Origin of the sequence: Winslowiella toletana (assembly GCF_032164335.1) — a bacterium.
Classification (GTDB): Bacteria; Pseudomonadota; Gammaproteobacteria; order Enterobacterales; family Enterobacteriaceae; genus Erwinia; species Erwinia toletana_A.
Genome location: NZ_CP134152.1, coordinates 2,868,051 through 2,885,832, shown reverse-complemented (window position 1 = coordinate 2,885,832; position 17,782 = coordinate 2,868,051). Strand labels below are relative to the sequence as shown.

Here is a 17,782-nt window from a genome sequence, read left to right as displayed (position 1 = left end):
GTGAGCATGGATATTAGCGATTTTTACCAGACGTTTTTCGATGAGGCTGACGAATTACTGGCCGACATGGAACAACACCTGCTGGGATTAGACCCACAGCAGCCCGATTCGGAGCAGCTGAATGCCATTTTCCGTGCAGCCCATTCGATAAAAGGCGGAGCGGGTACTTTTGGTTTCACTGTCTTACAGGAAACCACGCATATTCTGGAGAACATTCTCGACGGTGCGCGCCGCGGTGAAATGCAGCTCAGTACCGACATCATCAACCTGTTTTTGGAAACCAAAGATATTATGCAGGAACAGTTAGATGCCTGTAAAACCGCCCAGGAACCTGACGCAGAAAGTTTTGAATATATCTGTCAGGCGTTGCGCCAACTGGCGCTGGAGGCCAAAGGCGAAGTTATTGAACCGGCAAAACCGCTGACGCTGGTGACTGAAGCGCAACCGGCCACGGTTGTTCCCGCCGGTTTGCGGCTGGCGCTGGTCGACCTTAAACCGAGCGAAGTGTCACTGATGCTGGATGAGCTGGCTAATCTTGGCACCGTCAGTGAGGTGAAGAAAGGTGAAACCTCACTGGAGGCGACGCTGATTTCCTCGGTCGATAAAGATGACATTGTGGCGGTGCTCTGTTTTGTGATTGAAGAGTCACAAATCCGTTTTCCGGATGCAGCAACCCCAGCGGCACAGCCAGAAAGCGCCGATAAACCGTCAGAAAATCTGGCTACCGTCAGCCCTGTCACGCCGGCGCTCAAGCCAGAAGTGAAAAAATCCGCGCCCGCCCGCAGCAGCGAGTCGGGCAGCATCCGCGTGGCGGTAGAAAAGGTCGATCAGCTGATCAATCTGGTCGGCGAGCTGGTGATCACTCAGTCAATGCTGGCGCAGCGATCCGGCGAGCTGGATCCGGTTAATCACGGTGACCTGCTAAACAGTATGGGGCAGCTGGAGCGCAATGCGCGTGACCTGCAAGAGTCGGTGATGTCGATTCGTATGATGCCGATGGAGTACGTATTCAGTCGCTTCCCTCGCTTGGTGCGCGACCTGGCCAGCAAGCTGGGTAAAGAGGTGGAACTGACGCTGTCAGGCAGCTCGACCGAGCTGGATAAGAGTTTAATCGAACGGATTATCGATCCGCTGACTCACCTGGTGCGTAACAGCCTCGACCACGGCATTGAATCGCCGGAAAAGCGCCTGCTGGCGGGTAAACATGCCTGCGGCAACCTGACGCTTTCTGCTGAACATCAGGGTGGCAATATCTGTATCGAAGTCAGCGATGACGGCGCGGGCCTTAACCGTGAACGCATTCTGGCTAAAGCACTCTCCTGCGGGCTACCGGTCAGTGAATCAATGAGCGATGAAGAGGTCGGCATGCTGATTTTTGCACCTGGCTTCTCTACCGCTGAGCAGGTCACCGACGTGTCCGGGCGCGGCGTCGGTATGGACGTTGTGAAACGTAATATTCAGGAGATGGGAGGCCACGTCGAGATCGGTTCGAAGCCGGGCAAAGGCACCACCATTCGTATTTTGCTGCCGCTGACGCTGGCGATCCTCGACGGCATGTCGGTGCGGGTCGCGGAAGAGGTGTTTATCCTGCCTCTGAATGCGGTGATGGAGTCACTGCAACCGCTGGCAGCAGATCTGCATCCGCTGGCCGGTGGCGAACGCGTGCTGGAAGTACGCGGCGAGTATCTGCCGCTGGTGGAGTTGTGGAATGTATTTGATGTGCAGGGCGCGAAGACGGAAGCAACGCAGGGCATCGTGGTTATTCTGCAAAGTGCCGGAAAACGCTATGCGCTGCTGGTCGATCAGCTGATTGGTCAGCACCAGGTGGTGGTGAAAAACCTTGAGAGCAACTACCGCAAAGTGCCGGGTATTTCTGCCGCCACCATCCTCGGCGATGGCAGCGTGGCGCTGATTGTTGATGTCTCAGCCCTGCAATCTTTAAACCGAGAAAAGCGTGTGGCCGGCGTCGCAGCTTAACTAAATGATTAAGGTAGACCTATGACTGGAATGGCAAACGTTACCAAACTGGCTGGCGAAACGGTAGGCCAGGAGTTCCTGGTATTTACGCTGGGTGATGAAGAATACGGTATCGATATTTTGAAGGTGCAGGAGATTCGCGGTTACGATCAGGTTACGCGCATCGCCAATACTCCGGCATTTATTAAAGGCGTCACGAATTTGCGCGGTGTCATCGTACCGATTATCGATCTGCGGATTAAATTTGCTCAGCCGGGTGTCGAATATAACGATAACACCGTGGTGATCGTGCTGAATCTGCAACATCGCGTCGTGGGAATTGTGGTTGATGGCGTTTCTGATGTGCTGTCTCTGACGCATGAGCAGATTCGTCCGGCTCCTGAATTTGCCGTCACTATGTCGACGGAATACCTTACCGGACTGGGCGCGCTGGGCGAGCGGATGCTGATCCTCGTTGATATCGAAAAGCTACTGAGCAGCGAAGAGATGGCGCTGATGGATAATCTGCGCAGCGCATAATAATTTAATCATCTCCGGGGCGGCATTCGGTCGCCCCAACCGTAAAGGTTCCTTATTTGCTGCCGATAACATCAACAGATGGCAAATGTAATAAGGGACGGTATGTTTAAGCGTATGAAAGTTGTGACCAGTCTGATTGTGGTTCTGGTCGTGTTCGGCTCACTGCAATTAATCTCCGGCGGTCTGTTTTTTCAGGCTTTAAAGAGTGATAAAGCAAATTTCACTATCACTGAGCAATTGCGCCGCGAGCAGACAAATCTGACCGCGTCATGGATTGCTTTGGTTCAAACCCGTAATACCCTCAACCGCGCCGGTCTGCGCTACATGCTCGATTCAAATCAGATGGGCAGTGGTGACACCGTAGCGGATCTCCTGAAGCTGGCGAAAACTCAGCTGGCACTGGCAGAGCAGCAATATGCCGAGTACAGCGCTGAATTGCCGGACGATGTGAAAGCACTCAGTCACGTTAAAGCAGTCACAGAGAATTACACCATTCTGCACGGTGCACTTAACGATCTGATTAAGCTGATGGCCGAAGGCAATATCAAAGAGTTTTTCGATCAACCCACTCAGGGCTACCAAAACGGTTTTGAGGCCGCTTACAACAGCTGGCTGAATAATACCGCTGCGCTGTTTGCTGAAGGGTCGGCGGAAAACGATCAGGCTTACAACCAGGCGATCTGGGTGCTGGCGATTGTCTTCGTGGTTTTGCTGGCCGTAATGGCGGTGGTGTGGAGCGGTATGCATCACATTCTGCTGCGTCCGCTGAATGCCACCATCAGCCATATTCGCCATATTGCCAGCGGCGACCTGACACAAACCATTGAAGTTGAGGGACGCAACGAGATGAGCCAGCTGGCTTCCAGCCTGCAACATATGCAGCAGGAGCTGGTAAACACCGTCGGTGATGTGCGCGACGGTTCCGATGCAATCTTCACCGGTGCCAGCGAAATCTCTGCCGGAAACAACGATCTGTCGGCGCGAACCGAGGAGCAGGCTGCCTCGCTGGAACAGACTGCCGCCAGCATGGAGCAACTGACGGCGACGGTGAAACAGAACGCTGAGAATGCCCGCCAGGCGTCGCAGCTGGCGCTCAGTGCCTCAGAAACCGCGCAAAAGGGCGGTAAAGTGGTCGATGGGGTGGTGAAAACCATGAGTGATATTGCCGGTAGTTCGAAGAAGATTGCCGATATTATCAGCGTAATCGATGGGATTGCCTTCCAGACCAATATTCTGGCGCTAAATGCGGCGGTGGAAGCGGCGCGTGCCGGTGAGCAGGGACGTGGTTTTGCGGTAGTGGCGGGAGAGGTGCGCAGTCTGGCGCAGCGTAGCGCCCAGGCAGCAAAAGAGATTAAAGCGCTGATTGAAGATTCCGTCAGTCGCGTCGATACCGGCTCGGTGCTGGTGGAAAGTGCCGGAGAGACCATGCATGACATCGTCAGCGCGGTGACGCGCGTGACCGATATTATGGCGGAAATAGCGTCGGCATCCGACGAGCAGAGTCGCGGTATCGACCAGGTGGGGCAGGCGGTTACCGAGATGGATCGGGTTACCCAGCAGAATGCGTCACTGGTTGAAGAGTCCGCTGCCGCTGCGGCAGCGCTGGAAGAACAGGCCAGCCGACTGTCACAAGCGGTATCGGTGTTCAGAATTCGTAAAGAATTCGCCGCACGCGCCGTTAATGTCAGTACCGCCAGTAAATCTGCTCCGAGTTCTGCTTCGGTGATCGCCGCGCGTAAGCCGGTCACTAAAGTCTCTGAAGAGAACTGGGAAACATTCTGATTGGTTAATTGCTGCCGCCCGTAACGGGCGGCATGGCCCCGGAGGTCGTGATGTTTAGCCGTATTCGTGTCTCTGCTACGTTGATTTTTATCCTTGCCGTGTTTTGCCTGATGCAAATTGTCAGCAGTGGTTTGTCATTCAACTCTTTTCGTCAGGATGCGAATAACCTTTACCAGGTCGATACCAGCGGTCAGCAGCGTGATGCGCTGAGTCAGAGCTGGGCCTCGTTACTCAGCGCACGCGTGACGCTGAGTCGTGCCGGTACGCGTGCGGCGTTAAGTTTGCCGCGTGATCAGGTCACCAGCCTGATGGCGGGTGCGCAGCGCGATCTGGATAGCGCTGATAAAACCTTTCAACGTTTTCTCGCCATTCCGCGGATGACACCGGAAGGTGAGGCGATGACCAAAGAGATCAAAGCCAGCTATGACAACTATCACCACGAGCTGGCTCAGCTGATTGTCTATTTAGAGAACTATCAGCTTCAGGATTTTCTCGATGCGCCCACCCAGAAGTCGCAGGATAACTTTCTTGTGCAGTACAACCGCTGGATGCTGCATATCAGCGGTATCGTTGAGCACGCTAAACATCAAAGCCATGATTTTTATACCCAGTCGAAGTGGATATTTGCCGGTGCGGTTACGCTGTCGCTGCTGATGACGCTGCTGGCGCTGGGCTGGCTGAAACAGGCGCTAATCACCCCACTGACGCGTATGCGCGATCATTTTTCCCGTATTGCCTCCGGCAACCTTGGCGGCAACATTGAACAGCGCGGAAGTAATGAAATCGGCCAACTGTTTACCGGGCTGCGCGATATGCAAAGTCGTTTGGCTGAAACCGTCGTGCAGGTGCGTGAGGGTAGCGAAACCATGCAGGTGGGGATTCGTGAAATCGCCAGCGGCAACAATGATTTATCAGCGCGCACCGAGCAGCAGGCTGCGTCGCTGGCAGAAACTGCCGCCAGTATGGAGCAGCTAACCGCCACGGTTACTGCCAATGCAGATAATGCGCGTCAGGCATCGCAGCTGGCCCGTGATGCTTCCGCCACCGCGCATAAAGGCGGTTCGCTGACCGGAAATGTGGTCGCGACTATGCATCAGATAGCCACCAGTTCGAAGAAAATTGCTGATATTACCAGCGTAATCGATGGTATTGCCTTTCAGACCAATATCCTGGCGCTCAACGCGGCGGTAGAAGCGGCGCGTGCCGGCGAGCAGGGGCGTGGTTTTGCGGTGGTGGCGGGTGAAGTGCGCAACCTTGCGCAGCGCAGCGCGCAGGCGGCAAAAGAGATCAAGGTGCTGATTGAGGAGTCGGCCAGCCGGGTAAATCAGGGATCGACGCTGGTGGCTTCTGCGGGTGAAACCATGGAAGAGATCGTTCAGTCGGTTACCCGGGTTAACGACATCATGGGCGAAATCGCCTCGGCGTCGGATGAACAGCGTCGCGGCATCGAACAGGTGGCGCAGGCCGTCAGTCAGATGGATCAGGTCACGCAACAGAACGCGGCGTTGGTCGAGCAAGCGGCGGCGGCCACCGAGGCGCTTGAAGCACAGGCCGAAAACCTCAGTGAAGTGGTGACAAGATTCTCTGTCGATGACGTTACCGATACTGGCGATTTTCAGGCGCTGGCTTCCGGGCATAACAGCGCGGTCTTAACCTCTTAATCAGCGATAAGCTGGATGGCCCTTAAATGAAAAAAACGACGTTGCTGGCACCGTCTGAAAACACCACTTTGCTGTCGCAAATGGTGCAGCGCCTGCCGTTATCGGATACGCATTTTCGTCGTATCAGTCAGCTGATTTATCAGCGAGCTGGCATCGTCCTCGCCGACCATAAACGCGAAATGGTTTACAACCGCCTGGTGCGTCGGCTGCGTATGTTGAATATTGATGACTTTGGTCGCTACCTCGCGCTACTGGAGAACGATGTTAACAGTGCGGAGTGGCAGGCGTTTATTAATGCGCTGACCACCAACCTGACGGCTTTTTTCCGTGAGGCGCACCATTTTCCCATTCTGGCAGAGCATGCCAAACGGCGTAACGGCAGCTTTAACGTCTGGAGCACCGCCGCCTCGACCGGCGAAGAGCCATGGTCGATCGCGATGACGCTGGCCGAAACCCTCGGGGCCGGGCCGGGTAAATTTCAGGTGCACGCCAGCGATATTGATACTCAGGTGCTGGAGAAAGCGCTGGCCGGGGTTTATCGGCAGGAGGAGTTGCGCACGCTTTCGCCCCAACAGTTGCAGCGCTTCTTCCTTCGCGGCACCGGCCCGCATCAGGGCATGGTGCGGGTGCGTTCGGAACTGGCTGGCATGGTGAATTATGCCCAGCTTAACCTGCTGGCGCCGGAGTGGGCGCTACCGGGCCCGTTTGACGCAATATTCTGTCGTAACGTAATGATCTACTTCGATAAAGAGACCCAGGAAAAGATCCTGCGCCGTTTCGTTCCGCTATTGAAGCCGGGTGGTTTGCTGTTCGCCGGTCATTCAGAAAACTTTAGCCAGATAAGCAAAGAGTTTTATCTGCGAGGACAAACGGTCTACGGGCTGACTAAGGAAAGATAATGAGCAAAATCACCGTGATGTGCGTTGATGACTCCGCGCTGATGCGGCAGTTGATGACCGAAATTATTAACAGTCATCCGGATATGGAGATGGTGGCCACCGCGCCCGATCCGCTGGCCGCACGCGATTTAATCAAACAGTTCAATCCGCAAGTGTTGACGCTGGACGTTGAAATGCCGCGCATGGATGGCCTCGACTTTCTTGAAAAGCTGATGCGCCTGCGGCCGATGCCGGTGGTGATGGTGTCTTCACTGACCGCGAAAGGCTCTGAAGTCACCCTGCGTGCGCTGGAGCTGGGAGCCGTCGATTTTGTTACTAAGCCGCAGCTTGGCATTCGTGAAGGAATGCTGGCTTATAGCCAGATGATTGCCGACAAAGTGCGCGCCGCTGCACGCGCCAGGTTGCATGTGCGCCCGACCCAGACGGTGCCTGCGATGCTGAAAGCCGGGCCGCTTCTGAGCAGTGAAAAGCTGATTGCGATTGGCGCGTCGACCGGTGGCACTGAGGCGATTCGTCATGTGCTGCAACCGCTACCGGTGACCAGTCCGGCACTGCTGATTACCCAGCATATGCCGCCGGGCTTCACCCGATCGTTTGCTGAGCGACTGAATAAACTGTGCCAGATCACGGTGAAAGAGGCCGAGGATGGCGAGCGTATTTTGCCCGGTCACGCCTATATTGCGCCGGGTGCGATGCACCTTGAGCTGGCGCGCAGCGGGGCCAACTATCAGGTACGGCTGAATGATGGCCCGGCGGTTAACCGCCATAAACCGTCGGTGGACGTGCTGTTTAACTCAGTGGCGCACTATGCCGGGCGCAATGCGGTTGGCGTGATCCTGACCGGTATGGGCAGTGATGGCGCGGCCGGACTGAAGACAATGCATCAGGCGGGGGCCTGGACCATCGCCCAGAGCGAAGCGAGCTGTGTAGTTTTCGGCATGCCGCGTGAGGCTATCGCACACGGGGGTGTCAGTGAAGTGGTGGATCTTCACCAAATCAGTCAGCACATGCTGGCAAAAATTAGCGCCGGACAGGCATTGCGAATTTAGTGCAATCCCGTCCCGCGATTCAGATCAAAACAGGAGTAGATATGGTCGATAAAAATATGCGCTTTTTGGTGGTAGATGACTTCAGTACGATGCGTCGTATTGTGCGTAACCTTCTGAAAGAGTTGGGATTCAATAATGTTGAAGAAGCGGAAGATGGCGCAGATGCCTTGAATAAACTGCGTGCCGGTAGTTTTGATTTTGTTATTTCCGACTGGAATATGCCGAATATTGACGGGCTGGAGCTGCTGAAAACCATACGTGCGGACGCGGCGATGGCCGCGCTGCCGGTGCTGATGGTGACGGCAGAAGCCAAGAAAGAGAACATTATTGCGGCTGCTCAGGCGGGAGCCAGCGGCTATGTGGTTAAACCTTTCACTGCCGCAACCCTGGAAGAGAAGTTAAATAAAATCTTCGAAAAACTGGGCATGTAAGGAGACGTGATGAGCGAACTTCTGAAACCAAATGTCGATGCTGCCTCGGCGCATGACATCATTTCGCGCATTGGCTCACTGACGCGTATGCTGCGTGACAGCCTGCGCGAACTGGGGCTGGACCAGGCGATTGCGGAAGCGGCTGAAGCCATTCCTGACGCCCGTGACCGCCTTGATTATGTGGTACAGATGACGGCGCAGGCGGCAGAGCGGGCGCTGAACAGCGTCGAGGCTTCTCAGCCACGTCAGACGTTGCTGGAGAACGGGGCAAAACAGCTGAAAGGGCGCTGGGACGAGTGGTTCGAAAATCCGATAGCGCTGTCAGATGCACGTTCGCTGGTAACGGATACCCGGGGATATCTGGAATCGGTACCGGACCATACGGCGTTTACCAATGCCCAGCTAATGGAAATCATGATGGCGCAGGATTTCCAGGATCTTACCGGCCAGGTAATTAAACGCATGATGGATGTGATCCAGGAGATTGAGCGTCAGCTACTGATGGTGCTGCTGGAAAATATCCCTGAAGGCAGTGCTCGTCAGAAAAAAGAGAGCGACAGTCTGCTGAATGGCCCACAGATGAACGCTGCTGCGCCGGGCGTGGTGGCGAATCAGGATCAGGTTGACGATCTGCTGGATAGCCTCGGTTTTTGATCTTCCCCTCACGGGTCGCCAGCACGCGACCCGTTTTTCCCTTTCCCGCCATCCTTAAAATAACCGCTATTTTTCTTCTCTGATCGCGCAATCAGACTGATGAGGTTTTGGCATGCTAATGCCCTGAAATTCCGTCGAAACAGGTTTGCTGCCGTGTCTCAAGACAGTGATGAGGAAAAAACCGAAGCCCCCACACCCCACCGATTAGAAAAAGCGCGTGCGGAGGGGCAAATTCCGCGTTCGCGCGAAATGACCTCATTATTGATGCTGTTAGTCGGCGTCATGATCCTCTGGCTGGGCGGTGAACCGATGGCGCGCCAGCTGGCGGCGATGGTCTCTTCCGGTCTGAATTTTGATCACAGCATTATCAGCGATGATAAGCAGAGTATTCGCCATATCAGTTCGCTGCTCGGGCAGGCCGTCTGGGCGCTGTTGCCGGTGATGAGCGGACTGGTGCTGGTGGCGATTGCTGCACCCATGATGCTCGGCGGCATTGTGTTGAGTGGCAAAGCGATCAAAGTCGATTTCGGCAAGCTTAATCCGCTGAAAGGGCTGAAGCGGATGATTGCGGCTCAAGCCTGGGCCGAACTGTTAAAAGCGATTCTGAAAGCGGTACTGGTGGGCAGCGTCACCGGCTGGTATCTGTGGAGCAGCTGGCCGGAGATGCTGCGTCTGATCACCGAGTCGCCCTTTGCCGCGTTAAGCCATGCGCTGAATATGATTGCGATCTGCGGGCTGTTCATTCTGCTTGGCCTGATCCCGATGGTCGGTTTTGATGTGTTCTGGCAGCTCTGGAGCTACTTTAAGCAGCTGCGCATGACGCGTCAGGAAATTCGTGACGAATTTAAGCAGCAAGAGGGCGATCCGCATATCAAAGGGCGCATACGCCAGGCGATGCACGCCGCCGCGCGCCGCCGCATGATGGCTGATGTGCCGAAAGCGGACGTGATTGTCACCAACCCGACCCACTACTCGGTAGCCTTGCAGTATGACGAAAAGAAAATGAGCGCGCCGAAAGTGTTGGCAAAAGGAGCCGGAGAGATTGCGCTGCGTATTCGTGAGATCGGTCAGCAAAATCGAATACCACTGCTGGAAGCGCCGCCGTTGGCACGCGCGCTCTGGCGACACAGTGAAATTGGCCAGCATATTCCCGGCACGCTGTATGCCGCGGTGGCGGAAGTGCTGGCATGGGTCTGGCAACTGAAGCGCTGGAAAGTGGAAGGCGGCCTGATTCCCAAGAAACCTGAACGTTTGCCGGTGCCGGAAGCACTGGACTTTGCTGGAGAGAAAAAAACTGATGGCTAATCTGGCCGCATTATTACGGTTGCCGGGCAACTTTAAAGATACCCAGTGGCAGGTGCTGGCCGGGCCAATCCTGATCCTGATGATTCTGTCGATGATGGTGTTACCGTTACCGGCATTTATTCTCGACTTACTGTTTACCTTCAATATTGCCTTGTCGATTATGGTGCTGCTGGTGGCAATGTTCACCCAGCGCACGCTGGAGTTTGCCGCCTTTCCCACCATTCTGCTGTTCTCGACCTTACTGCGTCTGGCGCTGAATGTGGCATCCACCCGAATTATTCTGATGGACGGTCATACCGGAGCCGCCGCCGCCGGGCAGGTGGTCGAAGCCTTCGGCCACTTTCTGGTGGGCGGCAACTTTGCCATTGGTATCGTGGTATTTATTATCCTCGTAATTATCAACTTTATGGTGATCACCAAAGGTGCCGGACGTATCGCTGAAGTTGGCGCGCGTTTTGTGCTGGACGGCATGCCCGGTAAGCAGATGGCGATTGACGCCGATCTGAATGCCGGCCTGATTGGCGAAGATGAAGCGAAACAACGCCGATCTGACGTCACCCAGGAAGCCGATTTTTACGGCTCGATGGACGGGGCGAGTAAGTTTGTGCGCGGTGATGCCATTGCCGGCATTATGATCATGATTATCAATATTATCGGTGGCCTGCTGGTCGGCGTCGTGCAGCATAATATGCCGTTGGGCCATGCGGCAGAAACCTATACGTTGTTAACCATTGGTGATGGTCTGGTTGCGCAGATTCCGGCTCTGGTGATTTCCACCGCCGCCGGTGTGATCGTCACTCGTGTCAGTACCGAGCAGGATGTGGGTGAGCAGATGGTCACCCAGCTGTTTAACAATCCACGGGTAATGTTGTTAAGCGCCGGGGTGCTGGGGATGCTTGGACTGGTGCCGGGAATGCCAAATCTGGTATTCCTGCTGTTTACCGCCGCTTTGCTGGGGCTTGCCTGGTATATGCGCGGAAAAGAGATGGCACCAAAAGCGACACCGCAGGCGGTAGCCAAACCGCAAGAGAGCTCGGCGGCGGTCGAAGCCTCATGGACTGATGTCCAGTTGGAAGATGCGCTGGGTATGGAAGTGGGCTATCGCCTGATTCCGATGGTCGATTTTCAGCAGGATGGCGAACTGCTTGGTCGTATCCGCAGCATCCGTAAAAAGTTTGCGCAGGAAGTCGGTTTTCTGCCGCCGGTGGTGCATATTCGCGACAATATGGATCTGCCGCCAGCGCGCTACCGGATCCTGATGAAAGGGGTAGAAATTGGCAGCGGCGATGCCTGGCCGGGGCGCTGGATGGCGATTAATCCGGGAACTGCGGCGGGCAGTCTGCCGGGTGAAGCGACGGTCGATCCGGCCTTTGGGCTGGCCGCGGTGTGGATTGAAAGTGCGCTGAAAGAGCAGGCGCAAATTCAGGGCTATACCGTAGTGGAAGCCAGTACCGTAGTGGCTACCCATCTCAACCATCTGATTGGCCAGTACTCCAGCGAGCTGTTTGGCCGTCAGGAAGCGCAGCAATTGCTGGATCGCGTGGCGCAAGAGATGCCAAAACTGACGGAAGACCTGGTGCCCGGCGTGGTTACGCTGACCACGCTGCATAAAGTGCTGCAAAATCTGCTGGCGGAACGGGTATCGATACGCGATATGCGCACCATTATTGAAACGCTGGCGGAGCATGCGCCGGTCCAGCCCGATCCCAATGAGTTAACCTCGGTGGTGCGGGTAGCGTTGGGTCGTGCCATCACTCAGCAATGGTTCCCGGGCAGCGATGAAGTGCAGGTGATTGGGCTGGATACCTCGCTGGAGCGCTTGCTGTTGCAGGCATTGCAGGGTGGCGGAGGGCTGGAACCAGGGCTTGCCGATCGGCTGCTGGATCAAGCGCAGCAGGCGTTACAACGTCAGGAAACGCTGGGCGCGCCGCCGGTACTGTTGGTCAATCATCCGCTACGCGCATTGCTGGCCCGCTTCCTGCGCCGCAATCTGCCCCAGCTGATGGTGCTGTCGAATCTGGAACTGACCGATAACCGTCAGATTCGTATGACGTCAACCATCGGCGGTCATTGATGCTGCGGCTGACAGTGTTAAGTATGCTGTGGCTGCCGACCCTTGCGCTGGCGGCTTCCGGCGGCTGGAGCGCCAGCGGAACCGGTGCGGCGCTGAGTCAGCGCGGCGTGCAGGCCTCTTCACCGGCATTGTCGCCACCTGCGCCGGTAGCGGGTATGATGACGGCAGTGTACTGGCAATATCAGCTGACCGGGCCGACACCAGCCGGGATGCAGGTCCGGCTATGCTCGGCTAGCCGCTGTGTGGCAATAGAAGGCAGCAGCGGATCGACGCGCGGCCTGAGCAATGTACCGGCTAACGAGAGTCTGCGTTTTGTGTTTTATGTCGAAGGGAAGGGGCGGTTATTTCCGGTGCTGAGGGTATTAAGCAATCAGGTAATGGTGAATTACCAGCAGTAATCCCGGGGCGTTTTTTAGAGGCGACGTTTTCGCCGCCCCTAAGAAATAGCGGCTGTTTACATCCGTTCTACTGTTTCAATACCGAGTGTATCCAGGCCTTGCTTCAGCGTCTTCGCGGTGAGCAGCGCCAGTTTCAGACGGCTCTGACGCGTTTGTTCATCTTCTGCCGCCAGAATCGGGCAATGCTCATAAAAGCCTGAGAACAATCCTGCCAGATCGTACAGATAAGCACACATCACATGCGGCATACCGTCGCGTGCCACCTGCAAAATGGTCTCTTCAAATTGCAGCAGGCGCGCCGCCAGTGCTGCTTCACGATCTTCGGTAATGTTTACGGATCCGCTAACGTCGGCTAACCCGATGCCAGCCTTACGGAACACCGACAGTACGCGGGTATAGGCATATTGCATATAAGGCGCGGTGTTACCTTCGAAGGCCAGCATATTGTCCCAGTCGAAGATATAGTCGGTGGTGCGGCTTTTTGACAGGTCGGCATATTTCACCGCGCCGATACCGACGGTATTCGCCAGTGCTTTCAGTTCTTCAGCAGGCATATCCGGATTTTTCTCGCCGACCAGTTTGGTGGCGCGTTCAACCGCTTCATCCAGCAGATCGGACAGCTTGATGGTGCCGCCGGAGCGGGTTTTAAATGGACGACCATCTTTGCCCAGCATCATACCGAACATATGGTGTTCCAGCGGAATGCTCTGCGGTACATAACCGGCTTTGCGCACAATGGTCCACGCCTGCATCAGGTGTTGATGCTGACGTGAATCGATGTAATACAGCACACGGTCGGCGTGCAGCGTTTCGTAACGATATTTGGCGCAGGCGATATCGGTAGTGGTGTACAGGTAGCCGCCATCCTTTTTCTGGATGATCACGCCCATCGGTTCGCCTTCCTTGTTTTTATACTCATCAAGGAACACCACGGTGGCGCCTTCACTCTCAACCGCCAGGCCTTTTGCTTTCAGATCGGCAACAATGCCCGGCAGCATTGAGTTATACAGGCTTTCACCCATCACATCATCACGGGTCAGCGTCACATTCAGGCGGTTGTAGACCAGCTGGTTTTGCGTCATGGTGATATCGACCAGCTTTTTCCACATTGCCAGGCAATATTCATCGCCGCTCTGCAGCTTCACCACGTAATTACGGGCGCGCACCGCGAACTCTTCGTCTTCGTCGTAGGTCTTTTTCGCTTCACGATAGAAGTTTTCCAGGTCGGCCAGCGCGATATCGCCATGCTGTTCGTTCTGCTGTTTTTCGAGGAAAGCAATCAGCATGCCGAACTGGGTACCCCAGTCGCCGACGTGGTTAGCGCGAATAACCTTATGGCCGAGAAACTCCAGCGTACGCGCCGAGGCATCACCGATAATGGTTGAGCGGACGTGACCGACGTGCATCTCTTTTGCCACGTTTGGCGCTGAGTAGTCGATAACGATGGTCTGTGCTGGCTGGCGGGCAACGCCGAGACGCGGATCGCTGACGGCGGCATCAACTTGCTGTGACAGCCACTGACGGTCAAGAAAAATGTTAATAAAGCCAGGACCGGCGATTTCAACTTTGCTGGCAATTCCATTCAGATCGAGATGCTGTAACACCTGTTCTGCCAGTTGTCGTGGCTGCTGCCCCAGTTTCTTTGCCACGGCCATGATGCCGTTAGCCTGATAGTCACCAAACTGGACTTTTGCCGACTGGCGGACCTGTGGTTCGCAATCTGCTGGCGCGCCAACAGCGACCATCGCCTGACTGACTTTGTCTGAAAGAAGAGCCTGAATATTCACCGGGATACCTTAATATGCTGAAAAGGCTCGTCTGCTGGCAGATCGAGCCATTGTCATCGCGTCACCTGACAGCTAATCGTGATGCTGTACAATGGCGCCGCGGAAAAATAAGGGGAAAAGTATACTGTATTTGGATCGAGGCGTCAGCAGCTGGTGGTGTGATGGAAACAACGATGTTCATGTTTCCATCAAATACACGAATTCTTAACGACGACGGGACTGGCGGTGTGGGTTGACGACCAGCTTGTTATTACGCATCTTCCAGTGACGAATAATAGCAAAGCCCATCAGCGCGATTAAGATTGCGACCACGATTAACATAAACATATGTGTTATTCCTTGTGAGATGGTGGTCGCAATCTATAAGAAAATAAGATTCAAGGCAAACAATAAGTTACAATTTAGGATTTGGCTGACATTCTCAGGAATATTCTTAAATAACATGATATTAAAAGTTAAAAAATTACGTTTATAAGGTTAAAAAAGTCAGTAAGTTGCAAGATTGACACTCTTTTAGATTAACTGATAAATATAATTGACGATAAACGGTTTTTTTATATCTTTACTGCTTGCGAGCGTTGTGTGGCGGGCAGTTAATAAATAAGACAATTACTCATTATCTGGAGAAAATGTGTTGCCACTGAATTGTGTAGAGGAACTTAAGGACCTGGCGGAAGACTTACCACGCTTCGCGCAGGCACTGGAGCAGTTAGCTCAGCTGTTAGGGCTGGAGTTATCCCAGCTTGAAGCCGATCATATTTCAGTGCGCTGCCATCAGAACACCACGGCAGAGCGCTGGAAAAGCGGCTTTTTGCAGATTGGAGAGCTGTTCTCGGAGAATCAAATTAATGGCCGGGCGATCTGTCTGTTTGAGTTAAGAGAACCGTTAAAGATTGGCAGCTGGCAATTAAACGTTATTGAACTGCCGTGGCCCGGTAATAAGCTGTATCGCCATGAGGGCTGGGAGCATGTTGAAATTGTGCTGCGTGGCGATGTGAAGACGCTGGGCGCACGTGCGCTGGCGTTGCTGTCTGACGAAGGGTTAGCGCAACCTAATATTTCAATTAAATCCAGCTCTCCGCACGGGGAGGGTGAACGCCTGCCTAATCCCACGCTGGCGGTAACCGATGGCAAAATTACCATCAAGTTCCATCCCTGGAGCCTGAAGGAAATAGTTGCCAGCGAACAGCGTGATTAAAGCGTACTGACTGCGCGCTCCATGCGGCTGATGGCTTCATTCAGCGTGGCGCGGGTACAGCCAAAGTTAAAGCGCACAAAGCCGTCATCGCCAAAATCACGTCCCGGAGAAAAACCGAGGCCGTGGTTTTCAAAAAACAGCGCCGGACTGGCGACCGGCAGTTGCTGCGCATTGATCCAGCCAAGATAGGTGCCTTCCGGCGAAGCCAGCGATAATCCTTCGATGGCATTGACGCGCTCAACCAACAGATCGCGATTGCCGCGCAGATAATCCAGTTGGGCATCAAGCCAGGGCTGCCCGTCGCGCCAGGCAGCTGTTGCCGCCACCCGCGCCAGAATATCGGTTTCCGGTACCATGCCTTTGCGCTGGCGATTAAAACGTTCACGCAGCGCTTTATTGGGGATAATGGCCAGTGACGCGCCCAATCCGGCGATGTTAAAGCTTTTTGACGGCGAGAGCAGCGTCACTGAACGTTGCGCCGCGTCTTCGCTAAGCGAAGCAAACGGAATATGCTGCACGCCAGGTTCGAGGATCAAATCGCAGTGAATCTCATCGGAACAGACAATTAAATCATGACGCTGTGCAAATGCCAGCTGTGCCTCCAGCTCATCCCGGCGATACACCGTGCCGCCAGGATTCTGCGGATTACACAACATCAGCAATTTCTCATTGCCTGAGAGCTGTGCGGCACCCGCTTCCAGATCCATCAGCCATCGGCCCTGTTCCAGCCGCAGTTGCAGATTCAGCTGGGAGCGCTCGGCCAGTTTTGCCGCCAGACGGAACGGCGGATAGATTGGGGTTGGCGCAATAGTGCCCTGGCTGGCGTCGGTAAAAGAACGTACGCAGAGGTTCAGTCCGCTGACGATACCCGGCAAAAACACCAGCCAGTCCGCTTCCACCTGCCAGCCATAGCGCTCAGCCATTCGTTGTATCACGATATTAATCAGTTCATGCGGTGTGTCGCCATAGCCAAATATACCGTGTGCGACGCGCTGCTGTAATGCGTCAATGATACAGTCCGGGGAGCGAAAGTCGCTGTCGGCGATCCATAATGGCAATACGTCACGATCGCCATATTTATGCCACTTAACGCTATCGCTGTGACGTCGGTCTATCCATTGATCAAAATTGAATGCCATGATGAAGATTCCCGTTAATATAACCAGCAAAAGCCAGCCTAACCGAGAATCTGAAAACCAGCCAGCAGTCATTAAACAGGAGGATGCGATGACGAAATTGGAAGTATGCTGCTACGGAGTGGATTGCGCGATAACCGCTCAGCAGGCCGGAGCGGATCGCATTGAACTCTGTGCCGCACCGAAAGAGGGAGGGCTGACGCCATCTTACGGCAGTCTTAAAGTGGCGCGTGAACAGTTGACCATCCCGGTTCATCCAATTGTGCGTCCTCGCGGCGGCGATTTCTGTTATTCCCTGGCGGAATTTAACGCGATGAAATCTGACGTGGTGGCCATTCGTGAGCTGGGTTTTCCCGGCGTAGTGATTGGCATGCTGGATGAAGACGCCCATATAGATATGGTGAAAATGCGCCAGATTATGGCGCTGTGCGGCGAGATGGCGGTGACCTTCCATCGCGCTTTCGACCTGTGCCACAGCCCGAAACGCGCGCTGGATGAGTTGACCGACCTGGGGGTTGCGCGCATTCTGACTTCGGGCCAGCAACAGAGTGCTGAAAGCGGAATTGCATTACTTAAGGAACTAACGCATATCAGTGAAGGTCCAATGATTATGGCGGGTGCTGGAGTCAGGCTTAGTAACCTGCAAAAGTTCCTCGACGTGGGCATTAAAGAGCTGCACAGCTCGGCCAGTCGTCTGGTGCCATCGCCAATGCGTTACCGGAAAGCGGGTGTTTCAATGTGTTCAGACGCCGAAACCGATGAATTCAGCCGTTATTGTGTCGACGGCGATGTGGTCGAAGCGATGAAGGGCATTATCAATATGAACGCCGTCCGGGTCGCCTGACAATCAAACCGATTTTTGCCGCGCAGCACGCCGTTACACAGGCGTGATGTTTGCAAGTACCAGGCCCC

General features: G+C 54.7%; 16 protein-coding genes. 13 read left to right on the top strand and 3 right to left on the bottom strand.

Annotated features, from left to right (window positions below; genetic code table 11):
- Positions 1-6 precede the first annotated feature (6 nt).
- The 11 genes from cheA (at position 7) to flhE (ending at position 12,749) form a co-directional block, all read left to right on the top strand.
- Positions 7-1,977 (top strand): chemotaxis protein CheA, encoded by a 1,971-nt coding sequence (gene cheA / locus RIN69_RS13450; RefSeq protein ID WP_313857743.1) that lies wholly within the window; start codon positions 7-9, stop codon positions 1,975-1,977.
- A gap of 21 nt (positions 1,978-1,998) precedes the next feature.
- A complete protein-coding gene (gene cheW, locus RIN69_RS13445) occupies positions 1,999-2,496 on the top strand; it encodes a chemotaxis protein CheW (RefSeq protein WP_313852407.1) in 498 nt (165 codons plus the stop codon).
- A gap of 102 nt (positions 2,497-2,598) precedes the next feature.
- A complete protein-coding gene (locus RIN69_RS13440; RefSeq protein ID WP_313852405.1) occupies positions 2,599-4,278 on the top strand; it encodes a methyl-accepting chemotaxis protein in 1,680 nt (559 codons plus the stop codon).
- Between the two features lie 50 nt (positions 4,279-4,328).
- The gene (locus tag RIN69_RS13435) at positions 4,329-5,939 is read left to right on the top strand and encodes a methyl-accepting chemotaxis protein (RefSeq protein WP_313852403.1); all 1,611 of its coding nucleotides are present in this window, start codon (positions 4,329-4,331) and stop codon (positions 5,937-5,939) included.
- A 26-nt stretch (positions 5,940-5,965) separates the two neighbouring features.
- On the top strand, positions 5,966-6,838 hold the full coding sequence (cheR, locus tag RIN69_RS13430; RefSeq protein WP_313852402.1) for a protein-glutamate O-methyltransferase CheR: 873 nt from the start codon (positions 5,966-5,968) through the stop codon (positions 6,836-6,838).
- Positions 6,838-7,887 (top strand): protein-glutamate methylesterase/protein-glutamine glutaminase, encoded by a 1,050-nt coding sequence (locus RIN69_RS13425; protein ID WP_313852401.1) that lies wholly within the window; start codon positions 6,838-6,840, stop codon positions 7,885-7,887. Before cheR ends, RIN69_RS13425 begins: the two co-directional genes overlap by 1 nt.
- A 41-nt stretch (positions 7,888-7,928) precedes the next feature.
- A complete protein-coding gene (gene cheY, locus RIN69_RS13420) occupies positions 7,929-8,318 on the top strand; it encodes a chemotaxis response regulator CheY (RefSeq protein WP_313852400.1) in 390 nt (129 codons plus the stop codon).
- Positions 8,319-8,327: 9 nt separating this feature from the next.
- Entirely contained in the window at positions 8,328-8,972 is a 645-nt protein-coding gene (cheZ, locus tag RIN69_RS13415; RefSeq protein WP_313852399.1) for a protein phosphatase CheZ, read from the top strand.
- 153 nt (positions 8,973-9,125) lie between these two features.
- Entirely contained in the window at positions 9,126-10,277 is a 1,152-nt protein-coding gene (flhB, locus tag RIN69_RS13410; RefSeq protein WP_313852398.1) for a flagellar biosynthesis protein FlhB, read from the top strand.
- Positions 10,270-12,351 carry a flagellar biosynthesis protein FlhA gene (gene flhA, locus RIN69_RS13405; protein ID WP_313852397.1) on the top strand — a complete coding sequence of 694 codons (2,082 nt, stop codon included), beginning with the start codon at positions 10,270-10,272 and terminating at the stop codon, positions 12,349-12,351. Before flhB ends, flhA begins: the two co-directional genes overlap by 8 nt.
- A 14-nt stretch (positions 12,352-12,365) precedes the next feature.
- Positions 12,366-12,749 (top strand): flagellar protein FlhE, encoded by a 384-nt coding sequence (flhE, locus tag RIN69_RS13400; RefSeq protein ID WP_313857742.1) that lies wholly within the window; start codon positions 12,366-12,368, stop codon positions 12,747-12,749.
- 56 nt (positions 12,750-12,805) lie between these two features.
- Here the strand turns inward: flhE and argS are convergent, their stop codons facing one another.
- Both argS and RIN69_RS13390 read right to left on the bottom strand, forming a co-directional pair.
- Positions 12,806-14,536: an arginine--tRNA ligase gene (gene argS, locus RIN69_RS13395; RefSeq protein WP_313852396.1), complete on the bottom strand. Its 1,731-nt coding sequence runs from the start codon at positions 14,534-14,536 to the stop codon at positions 12,806-12,808.
- A 204-nt stretch (positions 14,537-14,740) separates the two neighbouring features.
- On the bottom strand, positions 14,741-14,863 hold the full coding sequence (locus RIN69_RS13390; protein ID WP_313852394.1) for a hypothetical protein: 123 nt from the start codon (positions 14,861-14,863) through the stop codon (positions 14,741-14,743).
- 304 nt (positions 14,864-15,167) lie between these two features.
- Between RIN69_RS13390 and RIN69_RS13385 the strand changes: the two genes are divergently transcribed.
- Complete coding sequence (locus RIN69_RS13385; RefSeq protein WP_313852391.1) at positions 15,168-15,734, top strand: VOC family protein; 567 nt, start codon at positions 15,168-15,170, stop codon at positions 15,732-15,734.
- On the opposite strand, the gene RIN69_RS13380 is transcribed toward RIN69_RS13385, so the two are convergent.
- Entirely contained in the window at positions 15,731-16,873 is a 1,143-nt protein-coding gene (locus tag RIN69_RS13380; RefSeq protein WP_313852389.1) for a MalY/PatB family protein, read from the bottom strand. The two genes, RIN69_RS13385 and RIN69_RS13380, sit on opposite strands and share 4 nt — an antisense overlap.
- An 88-nt stretch (positions 16,874-16,961) precedes the next feature.
- Here RIN69_RS13380 and cutC point away from each other — a divergent pair, with 88 nt between their 5' ends.
- Positions 16,962-17,714, top strand: a complete 753-nt coding sequence (gene cutC / locus RIN69_RS13375; protein WP_313852388.1) for a copper homeostasis protein CutC — start codon at positions 16,962-16,964, stop codon at positions 17,712-17,714.
- Positions 17,715-17,782 lie beyond the last annotated feature (68 nt).

Bases quoted from the DNA above. Each gene is read 5' to 3' on its own strand.
- cheA (WP_313857743.1), top strand. From the start codon at position 7: ATGGATATTAGCGATTTTTACCAGACGTTTTTCGATGAGGCTGACGAA.
- cheW (WP_313852407.1), top strand. From the start codon at position 1,999: ATGACTGGAATGGCAAACGTTACCAAACTGGCTGGCGAAACGGTAGGC.
- RIN69_RS13440 (WP_313852405.1), top strand. From the start codon at position 2,599: ATGTTTAAGCGTATGAAAGTTGTGACCAGTCTGATTGTGGTTCTGGTC.
- RIN69_RS13435 (WP_313852403.1), top strand. From the start codon at position 4,329: ATGTTTAGCCGTATTCGTGTCTCTGCTACGTTGATTTTTATCCTTGCC.
- cheR (WP_313852402.1), top strand. From the start codon at position 5,966: ATGAAAAAAACGACGTTGCTGGCACCGTCTGAAAACACCACTTTGCTG.
- RIN69_RS13425 (WP_313852401.1), top strand. From the start codon at position 6,838: ATGAGCAAAATCACCGTGATGTGCGTTGATGACTCCGCGCTGATGCGG.
- cheY (WP_313852400.1), top strand. From the start codon at position 7,929: ATGGTCGATAAAAATATGCGCTTTTTGGTGGTAGATGACTTCAGTACG.
- cheZ (WP_313852399.1), top strand. From the start codon at position 8,328: ATGAGCGAACTTCTGAAACCAAATGTCGATGCTGCCTCGGCGCATGAC.
- flhA (WP_313852397.1), top strand. From the start codon at position 10,270: ATGGCTAATCTGGCCGCATTATTACGGTTGCCGGGCAACTTTAAAGAT.
- RIN69_RS13390 (WP_313852394.1), bottom strand. From the start codon at position 14,863: ATGTTTATGTTAATCGTGGTCGCAATCTTAATCGCGCTGATGGGCTTT.
- RIN69_RS13380 (WP_313852389.1), bottom strand. From the start codon at position 16,873: ATGGCATTCAATTTTGATCAATGGATAGACCGACGTCACAGCGATAGC.
- cutC (WP_313852388.1), top strand. From the start codon at position 16,962: ATGACGAAATTGGAAGTATGCTGCTACGGAGTGGATTGCGCGATAACC.